Below are 26,451 nucleotides of genomic sequence, written 5' to 3'. Positions count from 1 at the left end.
GAATAATACAGGCTTGTTTTGTATGGTGAAATTTTTATTAACTAAGGATGGAAAGAACTTATGCTAAAAAGAGAGTTTCCCAAGTCATTTCGCCATGCTTTAATTTTTTCCCAATTATTTGTTGGGGCTTTGCTGGTTACGGCAGTCACAAGCTGTGCTTGTTCCGACTCCCGCAAGCCTGAAGCGGATAAAAAGCGCAATGAAGCGGCCGATCGAAAGGGTAATGAATTGGCTGTTGCGGATGCTATTCAGCAGCAGTCTGGTGTAAAACGAGCTGTCGCCATTATTAAACCCTTTAAGGGCAATCAAGTGCAAGGAAAAGTCTTCTTTAAAAAAGTTGACGATGGCATTAGAATTGTCGCTGATATTGATGGGCTAACCCCCGGTAAGCATGGTTTTCACATTCATGAATTTGGCGATTGCGGGGGAGACGATGGAGCCGCTGCAGGAGCACACTTCAATCCGACAAACAAAAAACATGGCGGGCCAGACAGCGAAGAGCGGCATGTGGGCGATTTAGGAAATCTAGTCGCGGATGAAAAAGGGCATGCTCACTATGAAAGAATAGACAAAGTCATCGCTTTCGAAGGGGCTAATTCTATTATTGGCCGTTCCGTCATCATTCATGCCGATGCGGATGATTATAAGAGCCAGCCAGCCGGAGCTTCAGGTGCCAAGATTGCTTGTGGAGTAATTGAGGCTGAATCGCCCCAATAGGTTTCAAGATACACTTTTGCGTTTTTTTAGGCGGGTCTTTATAACCCGCCTTTACTTTTTTAGAGGTATTTTGACCTAAATTCAAACGGGATAGAATCCTTCGAAATGTAGGTCGTTATAAATTCCAACATCTTCTCTTAAGCTGTTTGAGCGCAAGGAGTCGGAACCAGATCGCCTAACAAGGTTTGATGGCTGTAGCCATGGATTTGCACTTGCTGCATTGTGCCAATCAATTCATCGCCTCCTGCGAATAGGACGTTTTTCCAACAGCGCGTACGTCCTTTAAGCAAGCTATTATCTTTAAAATTGCGTCTTTCCACCAATACTTCTAAAGTAGAACCCAAGAAGGCTTGTCGGTGCTTGGCATAGATTTGATCTTGCAGCTGTATTAAGCGCTGCAGGCGGTCTTGTTTGACCTCTTCCGGCACGTCATCTCTCCAGCGCATAGCGGGAGTGCCTTTACGCGGACTGTAGGAAAAGAGAAAGGCGACCGAGTATTCAATTTCCTTGAGAAGGCGATAAGTCTCTTGAAATTCCTCTTCCGTTTCTGTTGGAAATCCGACGATAATATCCGTTCCTAATGCCACATTAGGAACAATTTCTCTTAGCATTTGAACTTTTTCTAAGTACTGCTCGACCGTATAAATGCGGTGCATTTTCTTTAAAACACGGTTAGCACCAGCCTGTAAAGGGAAATGAACGAATTCGCACAAAGTGCGCAAATCGCGGATGGCTTCCATGAGCTCTCTTGTGATATCCACTGGATGGCTGGTCATAAAGCGCACCCTTTCTAAGCCCGGTATTTTATCAATTTGATAGAGAAGGTCGTGGAAGAGGCATTTCCATTCAGGCTTATCTTTTCCATAGCTATTCACATTTTGGCCAAGCAGAGTAATCTCCTTATAGCCTTGATTGACTAAATGGCGGCACTCTTCAATAATATTGTCTGGAGAACGGGAAACTTCCGAACCGCGTGTATAGGGGACGACGCAATAAGTGCAAAATTTATCGCATCCGCGAATGATTGAGACATAGGCTTTGACTTTATCGTCCCGCTTGGCGCTTAAATAATCCAGTTCATACTCAAAGTGATCATCTGTGCGAATTGCCTGCTTGCCAGTTGCCAAGACTTCATCTAATACGTGATTGAGTTCATGAATATTATTAGTGCCCAAGACAAAATCAACATGGGGGAGCTTTTGGAAAATGGCATCTTTTTTTGCATTAGCCATGCACCCTGTGACCCCTATAACAGCCTGGCTCTGTTGAGAGCGTCCTAGCTGGCCTAACTTTCCCATGACCTTGCGTTCGGCAAGATCGCGAATCGAGCAGGTATTAAAGATCAGCAAATCGGCCTCGTTTTCATCATGGCTACGGATAAGACCGCGATTTTCAAGTTGGCCGATCATGATTTCAGAGTCTAACTCGTTCATCTGGCAGCCGTATGTCCGTACATAAAATTTTTTTAACTGTCGCATAAATATTTGATTAGGTTAGGGGGTTGCCTTCATTGTTTAGAGACATGTTTGATTTTTAATATACCCTCTCAGCTGTAAAATCTCTTTTCAGCTAAATAGAAAAGAGGGGAATAAAGCAAACGCAGCAAAAAAATAAAAAAACTTTCAATCAAACATACCGATAAAATTAGAGTTTGGGGATTATATTTAGGTCAAAATCAATTTTAACCTTACCTCAGTTAGACTCTAAGAGACAATTTTAAAGATTAGAGATCTTTATTTCAACTGTGAAAAAAAGCTTGGCAAAAATAGAGTTAAAAGGATATGATTACAGCTTATTATAGTTAAATAAGCGGGCTAAGCGATTTAACCATCACCGGCCTGGGCTTTTTTCCCAAGAAAAAAGTTAACATTACGCATAAGGTTCGAAGACATGCAAAAAAATGCTAAAACATTTATTCCGAATAAAAAAGAGACTAAGCAAAATTGGTTGGTTTTAGATGCTTCTGGAAAGACTTTAGGTCGTTTGACATCTGAGATTGCAAAAATTCTTCGTGGCAAACATAAGCCTTCTTACACGACTTATATGGATTGTGGGGATGGAGTCATCGTCATTAATGCAGATAAAGTGGCCGTAACAGGTTCTAAAGAAGCACAAAAAGTGTATCATTATTATACAGGCTCCATGAGTGGTTTGCGTGAAATTCCTTACCGCACAATGAAAGCGCGTAAGCCCGAGTACATTATTGAGCATGCTGTGAAGGGAATGATGCCTAAAACACGTTTAGCCAGACAGCAAATCAAGAAATTACGCGTATTTGCCGGTCAAGAGCACAATCTTTCAGCACAGCAACCTATTCACGTTAACATTTAAGAAGAAGTAAGAAGATTATGGTAGAAGAAACAATAGCAACTGGACGACGAAAGACAGCCGTCGCATCCGTTAGAGTTAGAAGTGGAAATGGTCAAATTGATATTAACGGAAGATCAATTAATGAGTATTTTCCTCTTGAAATCCAACGCAAGACAGTGTTCGCTCCTCTTGAAAAAGTAGGTGGGCCAGGCCGTTATGATATGATTATTCGCGTTAAAGGCGGCGGAATTGAAGCACAGGCTGTGGCAATTCGCTTAGGCTTAGCTAGAGCGTTGGTCGAGAATGACGAAAATCTACGCCATGATTTAAAAGAATTGGGCTTCTTGACACGTGATTCACGTAAGAAAGAGCGTAAAAAATACGGTCGCGCTGGTGCCCGTAAGCGCTTCCAGTTCTCTAAGCGTTAATCTTTTCTTTTCAGGGTACAAAATCAACGCGATTTTGTACCTTTTCTGTTTTATCAAATATATTCCTTTTTAATTAAATATTTTCGAGATCGTCATTTTCCTCTTATAATAAAGCAAATAAGAAGCTTTAATCCTAATAGAGGGATTTGTGGCTAATCTCCTTAGCACAGATAGCTGTTTTTTAAAGCAAAGGGATGTGTGGATTTATAGGCTACAGACCATCATTTGATCAACTCTATCACTGATCAAGATTCTGCTTATTCCGCTTTCATAAAGGCGACTAATAAAACGAAAGCGATACCTGGTCTTTTTTCCGTTGCGATCAAACCTATCAAAATTAGCCATTTTCCATCTGCAAGAGCTTTCACGCCGATCCAAAGGGCAAAAAAACTCCACACTCAGGTTGTTAAAAGGATAAAGTAGACGCTCACATATGGAAGTGGGTTGAATTCTTATCGTGCAGTCGATATTCCTTTTGAAAAGGAAAAAAAGGCAATTAAATTTAAAAGAGATGTCTTATCCTGAAAATTCCACTGTCTATGTCAAAGGCATTTGTCATTTAGGAGTTGCGGCCAATCTTTCCGTCCCAAATCCTTCTGCCTTTAGAGCAACATCCAGGGAATAAACGCATTCCTCGAAAAAATGATTAATTGCAAGCCAGGGCTGATTGGCATTTGAGAGGGTATTTAACAGCCTTGAGCTTTCTTTTTTTGTTGTTTTCTTTTTCTTATTTATTTATAACAAATTGTAATTATCTAATTTACAACTTATTTAATGTGAAGTTTATGACATATCCCATTCAGGCTGACAATCAATTTAAGCAAATTGACTTATATAATAAAAACCATCAACTCATCTTGTCTATCGATGAACAAGATCCTTCTTTTCTTTCTTTTCAAGGAGCGATTAATAAAACTAAAATGGTCTATGGTTTTTTATCTGCCTCTATGACTCCGATTCGCCTTAATCATCTTTCAGATCTATGTTGTCCCACTACTGTAAGTGCTTGGAAAATTAATTCAGTGACAAATCGAGTTCTTGCGCTTTTAGGCGCCGTTTTTTTAGATGCCCTTACTTTTCCTATTCGATTGGTCATGATGATCAAAAAGATCGTCATGAAAGAGGAGCAAGCCGAACACCCCTTGGCTGCCTTGCTAAGGCAGAAAAATATTCAAACGGACTTAGAGTATGTTTTTGTTGAAGAGGAGCATAGCATCAAAGAAACAAACATTGTCTTGAATGATTTAAATCCCGTTCAGATTTTTAAAAAAATGAAATGGGCGATTAATCTGAAAGAAACGCCTTATTATAAGGATGCGATGCTTTATACGGAAAAGAGCTGCTCAGGAAAAAGATCGAGCGATCCTGCACGGTTAACCTCTCAAATTAAACTGAGAACGCGCTCTTCGAATAAATATGCTTCAGATGGCATGATTAATTGTAAGCCCGGCCTTGTTCGCGTTTAGAGACGTAGCTTCCCTTCGCTAATTGCCTCATACAGGCACTTCTTGTTACGTGAATGAATAGGTAACACTCAGGCTACTCAACCCCATTCATTGCGGTGCGGTTACTTTCTTCCCAGGCAATAGGAATAGCGGACAATAGGGAGTAACTATTGCCTGTTATTTCGTATTCCTCCCTAGAGAAAAAAGCTCGAATCTAGGTCATTAGCGGTTTTGATACACCTCTTAAATTCCATCAGTCAATTAACCAGGCTCATCATCTATCTAGATTTATTAAAACTAGGCTTATAAATGAAATTTTAATTTGTTTGACAAGCAAATTGCTGAATTGCTAAAAAGCAAGAAAATTTAGCTGGAGAATTCGACAATGAGCCGTTTGCTATACATTGAATCATCGCCGAGAAAGAAACGATCTGCTTCTATTGAAGTAAGTCAGACTTTTTTAAATCAATATAAGAAAACCCATGCAGATGATGAGGTGATTACCCTTGACTTATGGCATAAGGATATTCCTACTTTTGACGGAGATATCATTGATTCCAAGTATGCCATTATGCATGGTCAATCCCATACTGAAGCGCAACGCAAAGCGTGGAGGACGGTGGAGCAGACTATTGCAGAATTCAAGAATGCTGACAAATATGTGTTTTCTATTCCCATGTGGAATTTTAGCATTCCCTATAAGCTGAAGCACTATATCGACGTCATTGTCCAGCCTTCCTATACCTTTACTTTTTCTCCTACGGAAGGATATAAGGGATTGGTTGTCAATAAACCTGCTGTGCTTATTTATGCCCGTGGCGGAGCCTATGGATCCGGAACCGGTGCAGAAAGTTTAGATTTGCAAAAAAGCTATATGGAAACCATTCTAAAATTTATTGGTTTCACCGATATTCGCTCGATTGTGATTGAGCCTACGCTGGGCGGAGGTGAGGTAATGGAAAAAGCGAAAGAGCAAGCGATGGAAATGGCAGCTCATTTTTAATACACTTTACCAAAAATGAGGGGGCCTATCTTAAATAGGTAATTCTTTGAAAGGCGTTTATTCGGCAGCATTTTCTGTGTATGGGGATATTATTTGAATGCTTGATCATTCGCCCATGCTTATTTAATTAGCTTGAATAAGGTGTTATTCAGGCTATCTTTCATATCCGATCCGATCTGTTAATTTGTGTCCTTAAGCATTCGATCAGAATCTTTTGAATGCGACGGGGCAGAGGGAGTTAAGTCTTTAACTAAAATGAAGGGGATAGGCCCGCGCAATAAGGCAAATTCCTTGGATAGGCTACGGTCTTTTAAAAATAAAAGACTGGCGCTTATAAATCCTACGCCCAGAGCTGTTAAAATCCATTTTGACAAGCTGATAGAAGAAAACTCTTCGTTGGAGATGTTTATTCCCTCATTCGATGCATGACAGGTTTTTTTATAGATCAATCCTGAGCCTCCTACCAAGCAGACAGAAAAGATTCCGACTTTTAAATATCTTTTATAAGAAGGTAAGATTTTGATTTGCCTTAAGCAGATCGGACAGGAGGAAGCTCTTTGCAGCCAATTATTCAAGCAATCGGAATGCCATAAATGCCCACAGGATAAGTAATAGCATTTTTGATCGGTCGAATCTGAAAAATCTTCGTGGCAGATGAGACAATTTAAATTATAGATAAGGGTGGGTCTATCGCTAATATTAATGTAAGCTCCCATCCGTTCCTCCTAAGGATCTTAAATCCATTTGTTGAATAAATAATCACATGAAGTTAGGTATTTATTAATATAAGGCGAGAACAGCCTTATTCATGCATGCAATGAGCGAATTGCCAACTTTATTAAAGGGAAGTTCTTTGACCTGAGAAGTTGAAATCGCAGAAGTAGAATAAAATTTATTTAGCTTCTAATAAACTTCGTCTTATTCTTTATCCTAATTTAAAGACAAATCTTCTGGAATCATAGACAAAGTGGCGTACTTGCCCCCCATTTCGCGTAAAAGGGATTGCCAAAGCTTCTCAGCAGGAGTATAAAAAATATGCTTGGCGCTGGCTTGATGAAGGAACCAATGGCCGTCTAAAAATTCGCGCTCCAGCTGCCCGGATCCCCAACCGGCATAGCCAAAGCATAAATGAACGAAGGGGCCATTTGGGTCTGTAATGGCTTCTTGCAAGAATTGGAGATCGCCCCCTAAATAAACCCCATCGCAAATCTTTAATGTTTGTTGTTCAATTTGATCGGAGCTATGCAAGAGCATCATTTGATTTGTTTGAACAGGCCCTCCCGCTCGAATTCCTATATGGGGATTGATAAGTTGACTAATATTGATAATCTCTTCAGGCAGTTCCAAATCCAAGCTTTTATTGATTAGCAAACCGAACGAACCATTGGCATTATGTTCGCAGATCAAGATGACGCCTCGAAAGAAGAAGCCTGTATCGATATCGGGGGTGGCAATGAGAAAGGTTCCCTTTTGAATTTGCGAATAAGGCATATGCTCCATGGCTTTTCTCCTCTTATCAATAACATTCTTGCTCAGAGCGGCTTCGACCGCAGTTTTCTCACTGGCTGGGCAAGCACGGATACTCTTCTTGGTCAACGACCTGTTCATTATACATCTTTAATGCATCTTCCATTTCTCCTACGCGTCTGAGTAAATCAGCAAAGCGTCGGCTGAAATCCGGATTATGCAATAAAGAGTATGGATAACACTCCGCTTCATTTAATACCAGAGAGACGGTAGAAAGGGAAGTTGAGATTTGATCAATTTCTTCATTAAAATGCTGGGCAAATTGTCTCGGTGTCGATAGCTTTTCTAACAACCTCATCCGACGGGCTTGCAAGCGCTGCCAGCGTTTATCAAGCTGAAAGAGAATTCCAAATTGCTTGATGTCATTAAAAATTGTTTCGCCTTTATGCAAAATGGATTTAAGCCGTAAATAGAGATCTTCTCCGACAAATAGGCGTCCGACTGTGCCTTTTCCTTGTTTCGCATAATCGATGATCTGCTTGGCTTGGTCGGCAAAGTCGCGGGCATTTATGGTCGCCGAATGAAATTCTTGAGAGCCTAGCTTAAATTCTTTAGAGGCATTATAAAATTCCTGCAATGTATTATCGACAGAGTTCCAGGAATAATTTGCCCGATCCGTCAGATGATAAATGTTTTGCAAGGAAAGGTCGACTGTATTCCAAGAATGGTTGACACGCTCTGAAAGCTTGACGGTATTATCCAGGATTTCATGCAGCTTATCTGGCTGATTCAAAGCTCCTGTGATTTCAACAACATTTTGCGCTGTTTGAGCCAATTTAGAAATGATTTCTTCTTTTTTGATTGTCATCATGGCATCGTGAAGATCATCCATGACATTTCCAAACTTCTTTGACAGTTCTCCGAACTGCTTGAGTGTATCTTCAACGGATGCTGAGGGAATGGCATAGAGGATTTCATCGTTTATTAAATATAAATGCTCGCCTGGATGCAAGGGCTGAGGATCTATCTCAATATTTTTCTCCCCAAGTAAACCAGAAGTGCGCACGGAGATTTCGTCAGTATTATAAACATTGACGCCGGAATCCACTTTGAGAACTAATTCATAGACATAGATATCTCCATTATGAGCTATGCGGTCCGTTCTGGCATCCGGTAATTCTCGGATAGAGACCACTTCTCCCATTGGGCGTCCGGCATAAGTGACCCGCGTGCCAACATTCACTTTATCGATATTGGTAAAGCGGACACGCAATGTCTTGGCATTATCTCCTACGGAAGGATGCAAAAATAAGAGCATAAAGACAATAATTGCCAAGGCTAAAAGGACGAAAATTCCGATCATGATATTCTTAACTGAAGCGGCCATGCTAATTAAGATCCTCCAGGCGTTCTGTGCTGCTCGACATATTCGTTATTAATAATCGCATTGCTAAAGAAATCATGCAGCAGAGGGTCATCGATTTTTAAAAACTCACTCTTTGGTGCGATTTGTGTAATTTTTCCATCCGAGTGGAAGGCTAATCTGTCTCCTACTTCCAAAGCAGAACGAATGTCATGCGTCACCACGATGCTTGTTGCTTTTAGCTCATACTTGGTTTGATTAATAAGGTCATTAATCTGCATGGCTGTCACAGGGTCTAGACCTGTGGTCGGCTCATCATATAAAATGATTTGAGGGCGATAGACAATAAGACGTGCTAAAGCCGCCCTTTTACGCATCCCGCCCGATAATTCTGACGGCATTTTATTTTGAGTTCCTTCCAATCCAACCATTTTCAAAGCGTAAGCCACACGGTCGGTAATTTCCGACTCTGCTAAAGATAAATGCTGACGCAAGTAGAAAGCTGTATTTTCTCCCACATTCATGGAGTCGAATAAAGCTGCCCCTTGAAAGAGCATTCCCATAGGCTTAATATTGACTCGACCTCTGCGCAGATTTGAATCCGTAATGCGTTGGCCTTCTACTTCCACATAACCGCGGTCCGGTGTTTCCAAGCCGATAATTTGCTTCAGGAGAACGCTTTTACCGACTCCCGATTTTCCTAAAATGACGAGTGTTTCCCCATCTAATACATCCAAGTTCAGTCCTTTAAGAACTTCTAGCTTACCATAACTTTTCCAGACGTCATGTACATGAATCATGAATAAACAATGGGGTAAATCCATTTGGTCATAAATTCAACAATATACGTATAGGAAGAATTCAGACCTAGAGTTAATAAGAAATTGACAATTAAAATAACCGAATAGCAAATCACCACGCTGTTTGTTGTCGAACGCCCCACTCCTGCTGCTCCTCCTTTCGTCGTCATTCCTTTGTAGCAGCAAATAGTAACAATAATGGCGCCAAAAGCAAAGGCTTTTACCATTCCGCTGACAAAATCGAAATTGGTAATATGAATGGGAAGAGGATCTAGAAAAGCACTAGGGGCCATTTTATAAAAGCCTACAGCAATGATGTATCCGCCTAAGATACCCATAATAGAGCTAAATACCGTTAAAAGCGGCATCATAATAATCCCTGCAATGAAGCGGGGAGCAATGAGATAGCGAAGGGGATTGACGGCCATCGAACGCATGGCGTCGATTTGCTCTGTGACGCGCATGGTTCCCAATTCAGCGCACATAGCCGCTCCTACTCGTCCTGTGACCATAAAAGCTGTCAATACAGGCCCTAATTCAACGAGCATGGCTTTAGCTACCATGAGACCGGTTGCGCTGGCTAATCCCTTATCCGATAATTGGAAAAAAGATTGAGCGGCCAATACCATTCCTGTTGAAAATCCAGTAATTGCCACGACAGGTAGAGACATAACGCCAATATCAAAAAGCTGATCGCGGATAAGAATCCAAGCGGGTGGGCGGCGAAGGGTCACTCCAATCACACCCACGATCAAGAGAATATAATCTCCAATAGCAGCTAAAATACTAAAAGCGGAATTCATTAAAAAAGCACTCGGAATGGTTGGAATTTATCAACCTGAGTTTGGATTTTTTTTACTCTTTGGACTATCTGAAAGCCCTTGTAGATAAAAATGGCAAGGTGGTCCATATTTTTTATATTGACCGCTTTGTCATTTGCTCATGTGAGGCTTTAACGCTGTCGAAAGGGCAAAAAAAACTCCAAATTCAGCTTGTCAAGCAAATATTAGGAGATGTTGCTATTAGAGTCAAGCTGGGAACAATAGATAAGACATCTCAATCACCTTTAAATTTAAAGGTGATTGAGAATTGATAAGCTTTTTGAGAATGGATAAGATTAGGTTGTTGTAGAGGAGGTTGGAGCAACAGCTACAGCAACTCGCTCTCTTGGATAAGGAAAATGATTAGAAGCCAGTCTGACAACAAATAGAACACCCGCTGTAGCAGCAGCTACTCTTGGATCGAGAGAAACAGAAGGGAAGAAGAAACGGTGAGCAGCGTACCCGGCTAATGCTCCAACGGCGATAGACAAATAGCGTAAGATAGTATTCTTGAAAAAGTTTTGTGCAACAGCGGATACCAGAGAAGCTACACCACCAACAAGAGCTGCTGACTGAAGGCTAACAGCGTATTGGTTGAGCTTTCCAACTAAGGTAATGGCGCTATTTGCTGCTATAACAGCTGCAGTCTGAAGAGCGGGTATAGCTGTGTCAATTCTAAATGTATTGCGAGTAAGTCCAAACATAGGTTCTCCTATAATGTTAGAAATAATTTTGATCGTCTTAATTTTAGTCGCTTAGCTCTTTATCCTTTAGTTTCGTTTGTTCAGCGAACTAAAGAATTCCGTTCCATTTTTTTTACTAAGCTGATTCGATATAGCAAAGAGTTAAGTAGGACTTTTTTTAAAGTCTTAGAAAGGGAAGATAAGAAAGATGAAAGCTTTTTGTCAACAAATGAATTTTAATTTTAATTCCTTTGTCCTTCAAAAGCCATTATTAAAGTGCCCAATAAAACAAGCGGGTAGATTGAAACCTAGCTGGCTTGCTCTTAATTTTCTTTTGCCATCTATATTAGCCAGCGCTTTTAGCTTAATTAAGCAAATAAGCGTTTAATAATCTTTTTTCCATTTTAAGGAAACTTTCCCTTGTGCATCGCCACCTAGCTCCACCTCGGCCTGTGCCTTTAAATTCTTTCTTAAATTGGCTTCAATAGAGACGCGATTGCCAATATCGCTAATGCTTTTATTGATAGAGACAAAAATGCTCTCCGTGATGTATTTGCCGACTTGAAGCGAAAAGTCTTTGTTATCACTGTCGCTAGATGTAATGTCTAAGCGGTCAATGCCGATATTATTTCTCAAGCGAGTCAAAAAATCATCACTGCTGCTCGTTTGTTCGCCTTCATTCAAGGAAATAAAAGATTGGCTAAGCTGATCGCCTTGGTCTGAGGTGATATCCGCAATTCCTCTGTTAAATAGGATATAAGAGAGGATTTCCCTTTGGGAGAGGGGGGGATTGGAGCGGAAACTGATGACGGGTTTGCTTATAGGGCCTTTGACAATAATTTCAGCACGAATCCGATCGATTTCTTTGCTAGCGACAACATACAAGGATGTCTTTTTACCGGGAGGCCCTGCAAAATGAATGTTGCCTTGATTAAAGTTAAAGATTTTTCCGTTAAAGTTGTACTCGCCTTTAGAAATACGCAAATCGCCATTCAATAAGGGATTGTCTGCTGTTCCCGTAATTGCAATATCCCCTTTCCATTCAGATGTCAGATGCTTGCCTTCAATGAAGACCTTGCCAGGCAGATGCAGCTTAATGTCCAGGTCAACAATAGAACTGCTGCTGTTCTGGGACTCTAAATGGTTAGGAATAGAATCGCCCTCTGGAAGGTTAATATATTTGACCTCCACAGTTTTAATCTGCTTCGGCAGAGCTTCTTCCATATGAATAGTCAGGGTATCTGTAGTAAGGTCTCCTTGGAGCTTAGCCCGCTTATGGTTGCCGCTTAAGATAAGGGAGCCGCCCGCAGAAATATTGGCATAATCGGATTCGACAATAAAAATTTCTTTTGGATGAATGTGAAATTCAAAGGGAAATTCTTTTGCCTTATCCAATTCAATCGATCCATTGGCTGTAATAGATCCATGCTTGTTATCTTGAGCATAAAAATGGTCTAAAAGAACCCTGGAGCCATCTCCAACCAAACGAGCTTGGATGTTTTTGTAAATGGCGCCGGTGCTCAAGCTTTCGTACGATCCATTGTGAAAATCAATCGATCCTTGAACACGGGGAGCATTGATCTGGCCGCTTAGATTAAAGGCAATTTTGGCTTGGCCCGATAAGTTGGTTGTATCATTATAGAATAACTGCAAATAAGGGTCTAAATCTCCTTCAGCTTCGATTGTCATGGAAAAAGGCGTAATCTCGCTGACTTGCAGCTTGGGAGGGGATAAACTTAGAGCAAAGGGAAGCGTGCCATGTAGCAAGACAGGGGTATTGCCGATGCCATGCAGCGTGCTCTGTAGTTGGATGCCAGATTCTTGAATATCCAAACCAATTTCCCCTTCAATAAGCGGCTGGTTGGCAAAAATGGCCTCAGTGATATTGACACGGTGTAAAAACACCTGCAATTGGCCTGAGGGCTGTTGAATAGGGCCTTCTAGATAGCCCCTCAAAGAAGCTTTGCCGTCAAGGGGAAGGTTAGGCCAAACAAGGTGGAAAAGCCTAGTCGGAATTTCATTGGTTTGAAAATGACACGCCACGTTTTCTCGTTCTTTATGGATTTCACCGGATAATTCAGCTTCTCCAAATTTGGCATGAATATTTCTTATTTCCGTCATTTCATTTTGGTGTAAGACTTGTAGGGGTTCCAAAAGAGCAAAAGGATGATCTTTAAGATTGCCTTCTAAATAGTCGATTTGAAGCTGGGATGAATCTTCTTGAATACGCCAAGATCCTTCAGTTGCAAAATTCCAATTGTCTTTGCTATTTCCTTTTCCTTTTCCTTTTAACCTGAAAGGCCATCGCTCTTGCAATGGATGAAGGCGTGTTTCTCCCGTCAAATCGTTCAATGCTTGGCCTGCTACCTTAAGATCTTGGGAGGAAAATCTAAGCTGTCCTTCCCACTCCTGCAAGGGATTGGGAAAAAAAGCCTCCGCATAAGCGCGGCCGGCTTGGAACATATTTGATTTGATGCCCAAGGCTTGTAACTGGGTAGATAAATTCGTCAAATTAGCATTCACAAAATCCACTTCGTGCGTCATGGAAACAGTAAGCTCGTGCGAATATTTATCTTCCCAACTCACTTTTTTCCCCTGTAGGCGTGAAGAGGCATGAAAGGATTGGAGGCGATCGTCCATAGGTTCTAAATGCATATTTAACTGCAAGTAATCAGCTTGCAAATTTTTCCAATGCAAGGATTGGCCTGTCAATTCCAGATCGATTCCTTGATGCGACTTTACGCCTTGGATGGGCTTAAAATAGGCATTCAAGTGAACTTCCCCCTCTATAGGGTGCGATAAGGCAAGAAAGGGGGACAAATCTTTTAAATGTCCTGTATATGCCTGCAGTTCCCCGTCCCATATTCGATTTAAATGAGAAAAGGTCAAATTTCCCTTTAAATAGGAATGAAGAAAATCCATTTGAAAATGGGATAGAGAAAGCGAGTCGCTGCTGTTATAGAAAGAAGCTGCCAGGCGGCAGGGCTGCTGCTCATATTCAAAAAGGAAATTGAACAAGCCGTCTAAATTTCCTTGCTCTAAAGAGACTTTTAAAGTGGATTGAATGTTTTGAAAAATTTGGCCTTGTATGGCTAAAGAATCGCTAGAGCTTTGGATAGCAAGGGTCGGTTGGGCCAAGCTGCCTGAAAGATGCCCCTTGAGAGCCAATTCTCCCTTTAAGTCTTTGGAAATGTGGGAAGATAAATTCTCTAAGTGATGCAGCCGCCCTTCAAAATGCGTTCCATAGATCTGATTGTCTGCCAACGTGCCTTCGCCCTTTAGGTTGAGCAGCGGTAGTTCTATTTTTAAATCCCATAAATGTAGAGAGTTATATCCTCTCCACGCATATTTCGATTTTATAAGGGACTTTTCTCCTAAGATCGTTTGCAGCCAAGGGTCTTGTCCTTCGAAGGTGGAAATAAGCTTGAATTGTCCTTCAATGCTTTCTTCTTCGGTCAGACGGTTTTGCAATCCCTTTTGCCAAGTAGAAAGAGGGGCGGAAGCAAAAAAGGCCAAAGTCGTATCAAGCGGAATGACCTCATTTTTTAAAGCAAATGCATAAGGGAAACGATGAGAATGCAATGAAAAAGCTAATTGTCGATCGTGAATATGCGCCTCTAAATAGAGCGGAGAATTCTTATTTTCAACGTCAATTATTTTAATGGCAAATTGAGCGAAAATATTATTTTTAAAGGGATTATTCCCCAATGACCCTTTTAAATAGAAAGAAGAATGCTTTGCTAAATCAGCAAGGTAAGAAGGAAGGGTCAATTGTTCGAGCACGGCAGGGCTGAGAGACACATCGCTAATCAAAAGATTTTCGATTTTAAGATAAAGGGGGGCGATGGATGTTCCCCATTCTGCTTCGGATGGGGGAGAGTCGGCGAAGGAAGGAGCTGGTAGTTTTAAAAAATGAACGCCATCCGCATGCAGGGAAGAGCAAATCAGCCGGCCTTCCAATAAATGCCAATAGGCAAAAGAAATATCTAATTGTTTAATGGTGGCAAGCCGATCAGATTCTTGGGAAAGAGTGATTCCATGGATGTGCAAGCTTAAAGGAAAATTAAACTCAATTTCTTCTGCTGAAAATGTCGTTTGGGTCTGCCTTTCTAAATATTCGATCGCTTTGCTAAAAGCCCAATATTGTCCTTTTCTACTGTGCAAAGTTCCTATGATAATTAGCCAAAAAAGAACAAAGCATAATAGAAGAAACAAGATAGATTTGAGAAGGAATTTTAAAATTCTTCTAGTCATCTTTAGGGCTGCCTTTTTGCAAATTCAAATGCTGCAATAGTTTGATTAAATATTAAACGATCTTTCTTAAGTTTAAAAGGCCTGTCCAATGCTAAAGTAAGCTTCAACTGCATTATCAATATGCTTTCGTCGATTTAAAGGAACAGCAATATCAAAGCGCAGTGGACCAACCGGAGTATGGTAGCGCAAGCCTATCCCGGCAGATTGTAGAAGGGGTTTGCGAAAATCAGGATAATAATTCAAATAAACATTTCCGATTTCATAGAATGCCACAACTCCAAAATTTTTGCCGATTCGATTGCGCAATTCTAAAGAATAAATAAATAGAGAACGCCCGCCTAGAGGCTTATGATCTTCTCCGATTGGACTGACCGTCAGATATTTATAACCTCTTAAAGCATTTTCAGATCCGGCATAAAAGCGTTCCGGAGGAGGGATGTCATGCTTGGCTGCACCAATGATGCTGCCGAGCATGAGCTTAGCTGCAAAAATATGACGGTCGTCCTTGGAGAGCGATTGGTAGAAAGTCGTTGTCAATGTATTGATCGAATAAGCGAATTGAGGATAGAACACTTGCAAAGAAGGAATGACCTTCAATTGAAGCGTTGCTCCTTTTGTGGGATCTAAAATGCTATCGACATTGCTCCATTTTAGGGCCAAAGGGGTTTTGAATAAATCGAATGTTCCGTTGCGATCGGAGCGTTGGCTGCGCAGGAGCTTATACATAGCTCCATAAGAAAAACGTAGATTTTCAGTGAGTTTTCTTTCTATTGTTGCTGATAAGGAAAGAGCAGTCTCTGTAAAGGCTTTAGTGCGTTCATGGTTATAATCGAGCTGCCAGATTAAATTTTGATTTTGGCTTTTAAAATCGGGGATTAAGTAAGAAATTTTTCCTTCTTGCAGTTTCATCCAAATGTCGGCGCGTGCGCTGAGTTTTTGGCCCTCTCCGAACACGTTGCGATCTTCCCATTCTGCTGTTACACCGGGTCCTAGCTCTGTCGTGTAATTAAGCCCGAATCCTAGGCTGCGCTGCTTGCCTTCTAAAACATTGATCTCTAAGGGAAGCTTATTGCCATCCGTTGGGTGTTCGGCATGCGTAATATTCACAGAGCGGAATAGGCCGGAGAGCTCCAGGGCCTCTTGCGTTTTCTCTAATTTATGAGGATCATATAAATCACCCTCATGCCAGCGCAATTTTTTGAAAAAGAATCCCTCGTGCACGCGCTCTAGCCCATTAATTTTTACGGGGCCAAAATAAGTCAGGGGGCCCGTCTCCACTTCGATCCACACAATGACTGTGTTGGCTTGCTGGTCTGCAAAGACATCTCTTTTTTTTATAGAAGCGAAAGCATAGCCATGTAAATTCAATTTATCTAACAGATTGTCCTCAGCCGCCAGAATAGTATCAGGCAAGGCTGGTTCTCCTAATTTGACTTTCAAATCTTCAAGAGTGAGGCTGCATGCGGAGAAATGCTCTATTTCCTCTCCGTTTTGAAAATAGCGAATGTTAAAAGCCGCCAAAGGATAGACAGGTCCGGGTTCGATTTTGACAATGACCAACGTTCCGTCCGGTGTGACTGTAAAATCAACTTTTGCTTGATAGTAGGCAAGGCTGTGCAGCGCCTGAACAATGGCTGCCGTATCATTTTCAGCGCGCCTTTTCAACCCGGTCAAGGTAGCTGGCGGATTATCCTTCAGCTTTTGCAACTGAGAAACAGACTCGATTAATTTTAGAGCTTCGGAATCGTTAATCCCTTCGAAACGGATTTCATAGGCTGAACATAGGGAAATCATACCCAAAGATAAAAATGACAAAATAAACAAAAATTTGTTAATGTACGGACCTAAAATTTTAAAAACACAAACGTTTGATTTTTTCATTTTGGCATTTACTGGTCTATTTTACGCAGGCAAGCAGAGCCTATTAGGAGATTTGCAGGAATAGATTAATTATAAATGATTTAACCTAAAATATTATAAGTTTAGGGAAATATATACAAGTGAACTCAAAAATTGAATTTTGAATGGGGTGAAATTCAATTTTAAATTTACTGTTTTTGTGAAGCTTATTTGCAATTTTTACGGAGCCTCTTATGTCAAATCGATCGCGCAGCGAACAAATTTATCAAAAACTTTGCGAAGTCATTCCGGGCGGCGTCAATTCTCCCGTAAGATCTTGTTCCAGTATGGGACAGCTTCCAATGGTCATTGACCATGCCTATCAAGATACGCTTGTTGACGTTGATGGAAAAAAATATATTGATTTTTGCGGATCTTGGGGAGCTCTTATTCATGGCCATGCCCATCCTGTTATCCTCAAGGCTGTGCAAGAGCGTATGCAGAAAGGAACGAGCTTTGGCATTACGACTTCCATTGAAGGGGAATTGGCCCAAGAAGTGGTCAAACTAATAGATTCCATTGAGAAGGTCCGGTTTGTTTCATCGGGGACGGAAGCAACGATGAGCGTGGCCCGCTTAGCGAGAGGATATACCGGCAAAGAGCTTCTTGTGAAATTTATCGGCAACTATCACGGGCATGCCGATTTCTTTTTGGTTCAAGCAGGATCTGGAGTATTGGAAGTATCCCCTACAGCTTCTTCTGCAGGCATTCCAAGCGAAATTGTCAAGCATACGCTATGCTTGCCTTATAACGATATCGAAGCGTGCCGAAAAGTTTTTCAACATCCGAATTACCGCAAACGCATAGCCGCCGTCATTCTAGAACCCATCGCAGGCAATATGGGGGTTGTTCCTGCCACAAAAGAATTCATGCAGTTTTTAAGGCAAGAAACGCAAGAAATGGGCGCTTTGCTTATTTTGGACGAGGTCATCACAGGCTTTCGGGTCTCTCAGAAAGGAGCTCAGCATCTTTATTCTGTTAAGCCCGACTTGACATGCCTAGGAAAAATTGTAGGGGGAGGATTTCCTGCCGCTGCTTTTGGAGGCCGAAAAGACATTATGAATCATTTGGCGCCTTTGGGGCCTGTCTACCAAGCCGGAACTCTTTCTGGAAATCCTTTGGCAATGGAAGCCGGACTGCAAAGCTTAAAGTTGCTCCAGCAACCTCAATTCTATGAAAATTTACAGCATAAAACAGATTTTTTTATTAAACCGATCGAAGAGCAAATTTTGCAGAAGAAATGGCCAGCCTGCATCCAGCAAGTCGGATCTATGTTCACGCTTTTCTTTGGAAAAAAAGAAGTGACCAATTTGAAAGAAGCCTTGGAAGCGGATTCTGCTCTTTTTGCGCGCTTTTTTAGAGACATGTTCGAGCAGGGCATTTATGTTCCTCCCTCTCAGCATGAAGCGTGGTTTATCTCTCAAGCTCATGAGGAAAAGAACTTGGAAAAGGCCAGGAATGCCGTATTAAAATTTATGGAAGAAGCGTATTCTTAGAGGATGCCTTAAAACGCCTAGTGACCTAGATTTGAGTTCTTTTCCTCTAGCTGACGTCGGCTCTTAGGAAGACAATACCCTCAAATATAAGGGTATGATGGGTTTAATAGACCTGCTTAGGGAGTACGTTTATCAAACAATATCGATCTTTTTGCTCCTTCCGCTGTACGACTGATTCTTTTGGCAATGAGTTTGTTTTAATTCTATTTTATGCTAAAAGCAGTAAGATAATTAATCATTCAATTATAAGAAAATGGCTGCACATTTAAATAAATATATTCTTCTGCTTGTCTTCTTTGCTTGTCTTCTTAAGGGCAAAGGAGAAGCTGCTGAACCTTTACCGGCGGCCATGGTCTTAACAGGTCATTTATCTAAGGAATCCATCCTTGAGGCTAAAAAAACTTTAGAGAAAATTAATCTTTCTCGGCCTCAAACGCTTGTAATAGAAATCAATTCTTCATCAGGAGATTTGGCGCAAGCCTTGGAGTTAGCCAAAGCCCTCTATGAACTGAAAACGCTCAATCGTTTAAAAGTCATTGTTTATCTGAATGACAATGCCGTTGGCCCAGCCGCCATCATTCCCTTTCTTGCCGATGAGCTGTATGCGTCTCTATTTGTGTCTTGGGGAGATATTCCTCTTGGATCGGAAAATACAATTCCGAGCAATCTATTGCGCAATCGCGTACGCAGCTTGATCGATGATCAAAATCCGCATGCCTCTTTACTTTATGTATTGGCTGACGCGATGGCGGATCCCTCCTTTCAGGTTGTGAATGAGGGAGGATGGAAGATTGCAAAAAATGCGAAAGAGACCAATCAAAATGCCATTTCTGCTCCTGGTCAGACATTAGTAGTCAATCAAAACCAGCTCAAGGAAATGGGGTTGATTCAAGCCATTTTGCCAAAAAAAGAATTTGAAGAGCGGTATCATCTGATCAATGTAGAAAAAGCGTCAGAGGGAGAAGCGTCTTTGCAATTATCGGCGCAATCGGTCGAAGAAAAGCTTCGACAGCATATCCATTTTCAAACAGGGGAAGGCAATTCAATCGGTTATATTTATATTGGAGATCATGAGAATGCAATCAATCAATCGACGTGGCTCTATGTAAAACAAGCATTGGACTATTATAAGACCGTTAAGCCCATTTTTATCATTTTAGAGCTCAATACGCCGGGTGGAGAGGTTTTTGCCGCTCAAAAAATCTCTGATGCGCTCAAAGAGATGGACACTCAATATAATATCCCCATTGTTGCTTTCATTAATAATTGGGCCATTTCAGCCGGTGCTATGTTGGCTTATTCCTGCCGCTTTATTGCAACGGTCAAAGATGGAAGCATGGGAGCGGCAGAGCCTGTTTACGCCGGGGAAGGCGGCAAAATGGAGACGGCATCGGAAAAAGTCAATTCCGCTTTGCGTGCGGATTTCGCTAACCGCGCAGCTTTTTTTGATCGCGATCCCTTGATTGCCGAGGCAATGGTGGACAAGGACATGATTTTAGTCTTGCGGCATGGAAAAGTTGTTCAATTGAATAATGATAACCAAATCAAACTGACAGGCCCCGATCCCGATAAGGTTATTTCGCCGAAAGGAAAGTTGTTAACGCTTAACGCAGAGCAAATGCTAGAATATGGTGTTGCAGATCTTATGCTTCCCCCTCAAAAAATAGAGGCTATTACGGGTGAAGAAAAGGCATCAGGGCGCTGGCCTGCTAAGAAAATGCTGCTTTTTCAAACACCCTTTTTCTCCAAAATTCCTCAAACGACCGTCCAGGCGTATCAAATGGATTGGAAGACGCATTTTTTTGTTTTTCTAGCGACTCCTCTTGTCTCCTCTTTGCTTTTTATGGGATTGATCATTGGCGGGTATATTGAGCTCAATAATCCCGGCTTAAGCCTTCCGGGATCGATTGCGGCTATCTGCCTATTTTTGATTATTCTATCAAGCTTTTCTTTAGAAATTGCCAATTGGCTTGAGCTCATCCTTTTGTTAACGGGAATAGTCCTGCTCTTGGCTGAATTATTTGTCTTGCCCACTTTTGGCTTGTTAGGGATTGTGGGATTGATTCTTTTTATTGCGGGATTATTCGGCATGTTGCTTCCCGATATCCATTCGGTCAGCTTCGAATACGATACAAAAACATTAAACGCGGCTGGCCAGTATTTTATGGAGCGGCTTGCTTGGCTATGCGGATCCCTGATTCTAAGTATGATGATAATTGCTTTTTTAGCCCGTTACGTCTTACCCGCTTTCTCCGGATTTAACCGCTTTGTCTTAGCCGGACATGAGCAAGATGCCGCCAAAGGCTTTATAGCAGGAGAAAGCGATCAATTTCTTCCGCAGCCTGGAGAGGCCGGAACTGTTCTGGCGACTCTGCGTCCAACGGGGAAAATTTTGATTAAAGATAAAGTCTATGATGCCATTAGTGCCGGCGGATTTATTGAGGCAGGGGAACAGGTCATTGTCGTCCGTCTAGAAGGAAGCGCTATTTTCGTCAATCGCAATGTGGTATAAATGGGAATAAATACTTATGATGCCCTTTATTTTTCTCCTGATCGGCCTTTTTCTCATTTTAATTGAATTTTACCTTCCGGGCGCTATTATGGGCATTATAGGAAGCGTGTTCGTCCTGACCAGTATTGTGCTTTTTGCTTCTCAAACAAATTCAGCGATTGCCATTACGCTGTTTGTCTTTGGCGTAGCAGTCAGTATCGGCCTTCTCATCCGTTTTGCCATTTGGCGCATTAAGCATGCTAAGCCGGAATATAGCATTTATCTGCATAAGGATCAGGAAGGCTATCAAGCGTCGAGCTATGACAAGGATGCGATCGGTAAAATTGGAATAGTCTTATCTGATTTAAAACCGGGCGGATATGTTTTGATAGAAGGGAAGCAGCATCAAGCTATTTCGGTGACTGGATATATTCCCAAGGGAGAAAAAGTATTAGTCATTTCCGGGCAAGAAGAAAGTCTTCTTGTCCAATTAAGCAAAAAGGAATCTTAATATGACGGTTTTATTGCAAGCTGCGGCTAATAATGTGAGCATGGAATTTTATTTTCTTGTGTTTGCCATCGCCATTGTCCTCATTATTATTTTAAGCATCCTAGGCAAATTTCTTAGTTTGTGGTTTCAAGCGTTTGTGTCCGGCACGCCCATTCCTTTATTTAATATTATTGGAATGAGCCTGCGCAAAATTCCCCCTCGCATCATCGTCAATGCGCGCATTAATTTGTTCAAAGCCGGCTTAAAACAAATCAGCGTAGCAGATTTGGAAACGCATTATTTAGCAGGCGGACACATCACCAATGTCGTTGAAGCCATGATTGCAGCAGATAAAGCTAATATTCCATTGGATTGGAGGCGTGCGACAGCCATTGACTTGGCCGGCCGGGACATTAAAGATGCTGTTCAGACATCTGTTAATCCTCGCGTGATCGATTGTCCAAGCCATGGAGGCTATATCACAGGAGTGGCAAAAGATGGAATTCAGCTTAATTGCCGGGCCCGTGTAACGGTAAGAACGAATATTGCCCAGTTAGTCGGAGGCGCCACAGAAGAGACGATTGTCGCTCGTGTCGGAGAGGGGATCGTCAGTGCTATTGGCGGATCGGATACGCATAAGCAAGTATTGGAGTCTCCTCAGCGGATCTCTAAGTTGGTTTTAGAAAAAGGGCTAGACTCTTCGACAGCTTTCTTGATTCTTTCCATTGATATTGTTGAAATCAATTTAGGTGAAAATATTGGAGCAAGGTTGCGTACAGACCAAGCAGAATCGGATATTCGAATTGCTAAAGCGGAAGCAGAAAAACGCCGGACGATGGCTGTTGCTATGGAACAGGAGAACTTGGCAAAGGTTAGAGATATGGAGGCTAAATTGGTTGAAGCGCAGGCGGCCGTTCCTCTAGCAATGGCTGAGGCATTTAGAAGCGGTAAATTAGGCATCATGGATTATCAACGCATCCAAAATATTCAAGCCGATACCGATATGCGCAATGCTTTAGCAAAGCCTGAAGGCGAAGCTAAGCAAGGATAAATTAAGGAGAAGCGCACATGTCTGGTCCAGAAATCATCGGCTATATTATCAGCTTTCTTTCCCTTCTATATCTAATTGGGAAGAATCGACCCAAGCAGAAGGAAGAGGCTGCTCAACAGCCGATGCCAAGCGGAGAAGATACGATGCAAGGGGATCTATTGAACGAATTTTTAAAGACATTGGAAAAAGAAAAACAGCAGAGAGAGGCTCCAAAAAAGCCGGTGCCTCCTCCGCTTCCTCCTATTGAGCAAAAGAAAATTAAGAAAGAGAAGAAGAAGGCTTCCTTAAGCCTGGAAAATTATCAATTAACAAGCCAGATCGAAAAAAGAAAAATCTCTAGCAACTTAGAAAGCCATTCTTTAACGACTCAATTCTCTCGCCACGAAGAGCGCCCCCAACTTACAAAGGAAACGCTCTCTAGCGGCCGCTCGCGTGCCGGAAAAGCGCTAGATCGCTTAACGCATAAAAACCAAATGGTTATTTTAAAAGAAATTTTAGATAAACCCAAAAGCTTGAGGCCTTGGGAATGACCTTGCCTTTTTCTTCTATTGCCGAACGCTACCGTTTTATTCAAGAAGATATTCAAGAGAAAGCTCTAAAATGCGGGCGCCGGCCAGAAGAAATTTCCCTCATTGCAGTGACAAAAACGCAGCCTCTTTCTGCCATTCAGGAGGCTTACGAGGCTGGTTGCCGGCAGTTCGGAGAAAATCGCTTGCAAGAGGCATTAATGAAAATGCCTCAATTGCCCACTGATAGTCAATGGCATTTGATTGGAACTTTGCAAAGCAATAAAGTCAATAAGGCGCTGGACGCTCCGTTTTGCTTAATTCATTCAGTCGATAGCTTGGAGCTGGCGCAGAAAATCAACCAAGTGGCCCAAAAATTCAACAAAGTAGTCGCGGTTCTGCTGCAGGTGAATACCTCATTGGAAGCATCGAAACATGGCCTGACAGCTGAACAATGGCAGGCCTCTTTAAGCTCTCTTGTCCAATTCGCTTCTTTAAGAATTGAAGGCCTAATGACGATAGCGCCTTTTACTGAAGATGAAAAGGCGGTTCGTGCTTGTTTCAGACAACTCTATCAGCTACGCGAAAATTGGAAAGAGAAGATGCGGGAGCCCCAAATTTTTCGCCATTTATCTATGGGAATGTCCCATGATTATGGCATCGCCATCCAAGAAGGGGCAACTTTGGTCCGTATAGGGACAGCTATTTTTGGCTCTCGTATCTAGCTTGGTAAGTCTCTTTTTGCTTTCTGCGTCTCGACTTGAATTTTTTGGTTATTGTCGGAAGGATGAATAAAATAGCCACGCCTGTCATCGCCAATCTAAGAGGAAGATTGAAAAAACGATCAACTGTTAAGGAACCTTGATCGTCCAACATGGTTGTAAGAGCTCTTCCTGCTTCGGTGAAAATAAATATGCCGGGAAGAAGCCCTGCCACCGTGGTCCATAAGAATGTGCGATAAGGGATACCAAAAAGTGCCGGAACTGTATTGGTGAACCATAAAGGAAAAAAAGGAACGAGCCTTAAAAAAATGAGGTAGCTGGCTGCATCTTCTTGAAGCCCTTTTTCTACTTTTTTAAGCAGGGGGCCTGCCAGGCGGTAAAAATGCTCCCTAAAAGACGTCCGTGCGGCTAAAAAGAGAAGGGAGGCGCCGATTGTCGCGGATATAATGACATATAAAGTGCTGAATGGCTGGGGGAACAAGCAGCCGGCTAAAATGGAAAGGACAAAGGGACCGGGCAGGGCTAATACAACATACAGAATATATATGCTCATAAAGAGAAAGGTGACAAGGAGCGGATATTTAAATGTATAGGTGCTGAGAATTTGCTCAACTTTTTTAAGATCTTCCCAGCCGATGACATTTGCTAAGAGAGCTAGATAAGCTAAGATCATGAGGAGAAAAATGAGGGAGATGGGAATATAGCGTCTGCATTTTTTCCACATATTAATAGTCGTCCATGCAGATCTGCAAAAAACTTAAAAGGGTGTCAAGTAAGCGCTGCTTAGGACAGGTTTGCCTGACTATTAAGTCAAAAGCTGGTGAAAAGGAAATCAAGCGAACGAAAGAGGAAAAAAAGCAACTCCGAGGCAAATTAACGAATAACTTCACTTGCTTTTCTTGTTCTCTCATAAAGCATTCCTTGTGCACTCTCCTGCGAAAGGTAAATCTTCGAGGAATTCCTTATTGATTTTCACAGTCAAGGCTTATCGATCCAAAAAGCAGGCTCTATGTGAAAAAGATTGATCCGATGAATGATGATTAATAACTAGCACAAGTTAATTCTTTATTTAAAGAAATTTTTTTACATTGGCTCGAATTTCCAGGTTTTTATTGATAAAAATAAAAACCTAAACTAAAACATATAAACTCTTAGGTTTATAAGCTTATTATCATTTATCGGAGGTTCGCGATGTGCACCCAGGTTAAACGCAAAATTAACCCTACTATTTTTTTTGCTATTGCAATTTTTCTGGGTGTCTTGTGTGGTTGTCTTCAGCAGGCGATGATTATTCAAGTGGCAGAAACTGTTTCGCAATTATTCATTAATCTTTTGAAGCTAGTCAGTTTGCCCATTATTTTTCTTTCCATTGTTTCAACTGCATCCGGCATGGAGAATATTCAAGAAATTAAGTGGTTGGGCCAAAAGGTTGTTAAATATACTCTTTTGACCACTCTCCTTGCAGCGACAATCGCCTTGGGATTATTTATTGGCATTGATCCTGTCAGAGGACAAATCTTGGCTTCGCCGGCTGCTGCAGAATCTTCGCCTTCTCAGGCGAGCTATCTCTCTTTTTTTATTCAAATTGTTCCATCCAATATTATTCAGCCTTTTAGCGAAAATAATGTCATTGGCGTCTTGTTTCTCGCTATCTTACTGAGCTTCGCTATCGTCTCTCTTCCCTCTCAGCATCGCTCGGTGCTGCATTCCTTCTTCTCTAGCATCTATGCTGCCATTATTGCCATTACGCGCTGGATTATTTTGATTATGCCGGTGGCGATTTGGGCATTCGTCGTCCTATTTATGCGTGACCTCAGTCAAGGGCTGGACGTAAAAAGCTTAGCTTTATATTTAACCTGCGTAATAGCGGCTAATGTCATCCAGGCATTTATTGTTCTCCCTACTATGCTGAAATTAAAGGGAATATCGCCTGTTAAAATGGCCAAAGGAATGTTGCCGGCGTTATCCGTTGCGTTTTTTACAAAGTCCTCTGCTGCGGCCCTTCCCATGGCGATGCGTTGCGCAGAAGAAAATGTTGGTATTTCTAGGAAAGTGGCCAGTTTTACTCTTCCGCTTTGCACGACAATTAATATGAATGCTTGCGCGGCTTTTATTTTGATTACAGTCCTTTTTGTTTCTATGAGCCAAGGGGTCAGCTATACGGCAGCAGAAATGGGACTGTGGGTTATTTTAGCTACGGTTGCGGCAATCGGCAATGCAGGGGTTCCGATGGGATGCTACTTTTTAGCAAGCGCCTTTTTGGCGGCTATGAACGTTCCTTTAAATATTTTAGGGATTATTTTACCGTTTTATACTTTGATTGATATGCTAGAGAGCGCCATTAATGTTTGGTCGGACTCCTGTGTTGCAGCGGTTGTCAATCAAGAGGTTGGACTGGAGAGTTCTTCCCAAAAACAAGTCCATCAGGCCGAGCATCAAGTGAGTGCAATCATTTAATTGAATTTGATTTCAAGCCCTTTCTATTTGGGAAAGGGCGCAATTGTT

Annotated in this window: 23 protein-coding genes; 13 read left to right on the top strand and 10 right to left on the bottom strand. The window is 41.7% G+C overall.

The genetic code is table 11. The features are described from left to right. The first annotated feature begins 60 nt into the window (after positions 1-60). Positions 61-717: a superoxide dismutase family protein gene (locus BN3769_RS00240; RefSeq protein WP_068466381.1), complete on the top strand. Its 657-nt coding sequence runs from the start codon at positions 61-63 to the stop codon at positions 715-717. A 137-nt stretch (positions 718-854) separates the two neighbouring features. On the opposite strand, the gene miaB is transcribed toward BN3769_RS00240, so the two are convergent. Further along, on the bottom strand, positions 855-2,195 hold the full coding sequence (miaB, locus tag BN3769_RS00235; protein ID WP_068466380.1) for a tRNA (N6-isopentenyl adenosine(37)-C2)-methylthiotransferase MiaB: 1,341 nt from the start codon (positions 2,193-2,195) through the stop codon (positions 855-857). Between the two features lie 412 nt (positions 2,196-2,607). Here miaB and rplM point away from each other — a divergent pair, with 412 nt between their 5' ends. From rplM to BN3769_RS00215, 4 genes are all read left to right on the top strand, one after another. After that, a complete protein-coding gene (gene rplM / locus BN3769_RS00230; RefSeq protein WP_068466378.1) occupies positions 2,608-3,048 on the top strand; it encodes a 50S ribosomal protein L13 in 441 nt (146 codons plus the stop codon). Between the two features lie 17 nt (positions 3,049-3,065). After that, positions 3,066-3,455 carry a 30S ribosomal protein S9 gene (rpsI, locus tag BN3769_RS00225; protein ID WP_068466376.1) on the top strand — a complete coding sequence of 130 codons (390 nt, stop codon included), beginning with the start codon at positions 3,066-3,068 and terminating at the stop codon, positions 3,453-3,455. A 785-nt stretch (positions 3,456-4,240) separates the two neighbouring features. Further along, on the top strand, positions 4,241-4,921 hold the full coding sequence (locus BN3769_RS00220) for a hypothetical protein (protein WP_154017754.1): 681 nt from the start codon (positions 4,241-4,243) through the stop codon (positions 4,919-4,921). 364 nt (positions 4,922-5,285) lie between these two features. Next, positions 5,286-5,903 (top strand): FMN-dependent NADH-azoreductase, encoded by a 618-nt coding sequence (locus tag BN3769_RS00215; protein WP_068466372.1) that lies wholly within the window; start codon positions 5,286-5,288, stop codon positions 5,901-5,903. A gap of 179 nt (positions 5,904-6,082) precedes the next feature. Here the strand turns inward: BN3769_RS00215 and BN3769_RS00210 are convergent, their stop codons facing one another. The 5 genes from BN3769_RS00210 to BN3769_RS00190 form a co-directional block, all read right to left on the bottom strand. After that, the gene (locus tag BN3769_RS00210; RefSeq protein WP_068466370.1) at positions 6,083-6,619 is read right to left on the bottom strand and encodes an RING finger domain-containing protein; all 537 of its coding nucleotides are present in this window, start codon (positions 6,617-6,619) and stop codon (positions 6,083-6,085) included. Positions 6,620-6,833: 214 nt separating this feature from the next. Then, positions 6,834-7,403, bottom strand: coding sequence for a YqgE/AlgH family protein (locus BN3769_RS00205; protein ID WP_068466368.1), 570 nt, complete (start codon positions 7,401-7,403; stop codon positions 6,834-6,836). Positions 7,404-7,461: 58 nt separating this feature from the next. After that, positions 7,462-8,757, bottom strand: coding sequence for an MlaD family protein (locus BN3769_RS00200; protein WP_068466366.1), 1,296 nt, complete (start codon positions 8,755-8,757; stop codon positions 7,462-7,464). Between the two features lie 5 nt (positions 8,758-8,762). Then, complete coding sequence (locus tag BN3769_RS00195) at positions 8,763-9,533, bottom strand: ABC transporter ATP-binding protein (RefSeq protein ID WP_068466364.1); 771 nt, start codon at positions 9,531-9,533, stop codon at positions 8,763-8,765. Then, positions 9,530-10,336: an MlaE family ABC transporter permease gene (locus tag BN3769_RS00190; protein WP_068466362.1), complete on the bottom strand. Its 807-nt coding sequence runs from the start codon at positions 10,334-10,336 to the stop codon at positions 9,530-9,532. The genes BN3769_RS00195 and BN3769_RS00190 overlap by 4 nt, the downstream gene beginning before the upstream one ends. A 41-nt stretch (positions 10,337-10,377) precedes the next feature. Between BN3769_RS00190 and BN3769_RS00185 the strand changes: the two genes are divergently transcribed. Then, complete coding sequence (locus BN3769_RS00185; protein ID WP_154017753.1) at positions 10,378-10,626, top strand: hypothetical protein; 249 nt, start codon at positions 10,378-10,380, stop codon at positions 10,624-10,626. A 24-nt stretch (positions 10,627-10,650) separates the two neighbouring features. On the opposite strand, the gene BN3769_RS00180 is transcribed toward BN3769_RS00185, so the two are convergent. From BN3769_RS00180 to BN3769_RS00165, 3 genes are all read right to left on the bottom strand, one after another. Beyond that, entirely contained in the window at positions 10,651-11,058 is a 408-nt protein-coding gene (locus tag BN3769_RS00180; RefSeq protein ID WP_068466358.1) for a hypothetical protein, read from the bottom strand. 363 nt (positions 11,059-11,421) lie between these two features. After that, entirely contained in the window at positions 11,422-15,201 is a 3,780-nt protein-coding gene (locus BN3769_RS00170; RefSeq protein WP_195155514.1) for a translocation/assembly module TamB domain-containing protein, read from the bottom strand. Positions 15,202-15,363: 162 nt separating this feature from the next. Beyond that, positions 15,364-17,085, bottom strand: coding sequence for an autotransporter assembly complex protein TamA (locus BN3769_RS00165; protein ID WP_068466352.1), 1,722 nt, complete (start codon positions 17,083-17,085; stop codon positions 15,364-15,366). A gap of 299 nt (positions 17,086-17,384) precedes the next feature. Between BN3769_RS00165 and hemL the strand changes: the two genes are divergently transcribed. From hemL to BN3769_RS00135, 6 genes are all read left to right on the top strand, one after another. Beyond that, positions 17,385-18,686: a glutamate-1-semialdehyde 2,1-aminomutase gene (hemL, locus tag BN3769_RS00160; protein ID WP_068466350.1), complete on the top strand. Its 1,302-nt coding sequence runs from the start codon at positions 17,385-17,387 to the stop codon at positions 18,684-18,686. A gap of 253 nt (positions 18,687-18,939) precedes the next feature. After that, the gene (locus tag BN3769_RS00155) at positions 18,940-21,198 is read left to right on the top strand and encodes an NfeD family protein (protein WP_068466348.1); all 2,259 of its coding nucleotides are present in this window, start codon (positions 18,940-18,942) and stop codon (positions 21,196-21,198) included. Between the two features lie 16 nt (positions 21,199-21,214). Further along, positions 21,215-21,688: an NfeD family protein gene (locus BN3769_RS00150; RefSeq protein WP_068466346.1), complete on the top strand. Its 474-nt coding sequence runs from the start codon at positions 21,215-21,217 to the stop codon at positions 21,686-21,688. A 40-nt stretch (positions 21,689-21,728) separates the two neighbouring features. Beyond that, positions 21,729-22,718, top strand: coding sequence for a flotillin-like protein FloA (gene floA, locus BN3769_RS00145; protein ID WP_195155518.1), 990 nt, complete (start codon positions 21,729-21,731; stop codon positions 22,716-22,718). 17 nt (positions 22,719-22,735) lie between these two features. Continuing rightward, a complete protein-coding gene (locus tag BN3769_RS00140) occupies positions 22,736-23,248 on the top strand; it encodes a hypothetical protein (RefSeq protein ID WP_068466342.1) in 513 nt (170 codons plus the stop codon). Then, complete coding sequence (locus tag BN3769_RS00135; RefSeq protein ID WP_068466340.1) at positions 23,245-23,949, top strand: YggS family pyridoxal phosphate-dependent enzyme; 705 nt, start codon at positions 23,245-23,247, stop codon at positions 23,947-23,949. The genes BN3769_RS00140 and BN3769_RS00135 overlap by 4 nt, the downstream gene beginning before the upstream one ends. Here BN3769_RS00135 and BN3769_RS00130 read toward each other — a convergent pair. Beyond that, entirely contained in the window at positions 23,927-24,670 is a 744-nt protein-coding gene (locus BN3769_RS00130) for a TVP38/TMEM64 family protein (protein ID WP_068466339.1), read from the bottom strand. The genes BN3769_RS00135 and BN3769_RS00130 overlap by 23 nt on opposite strands. A gap of 467 nt (positions 24,671-25,137) precedes the next feature. Between BN3769_RS00130 and BN3769_RS00120 the strand changes: the two genes are divergently transcribed. Continuing rightward, on the top strand, positions 25,138-26,403 hold the full coding sequence (locus BN3769_RS00120; protein ID WP_068466335.1) for a dicarboxylate/amino acid:cation symporter: 1,266 nt from the start codon (positions 25,138-25,140) through the stop codon (positions 26,401-26,403). Positions 26,404-26,451 lie beyond the last annotated feature (48 nt).

The sequence above is a fragment of the Candidatus Protochlamydia phocaeensis genome, from assembly GCF_001545115.1.
Taxonomy (GTDB): domain Bacteria; phylum Chlamydiota; class Chlamydiia; order Chlamydiales; family Parachlamydiaceae; genus Protochlamydia_A; species Protochlamydia_A phocaeensis.
Note: the sequence above shows the minus strand (reverse complement) of the source record. Positions and strands in the feature narration are given on the sequence as shown.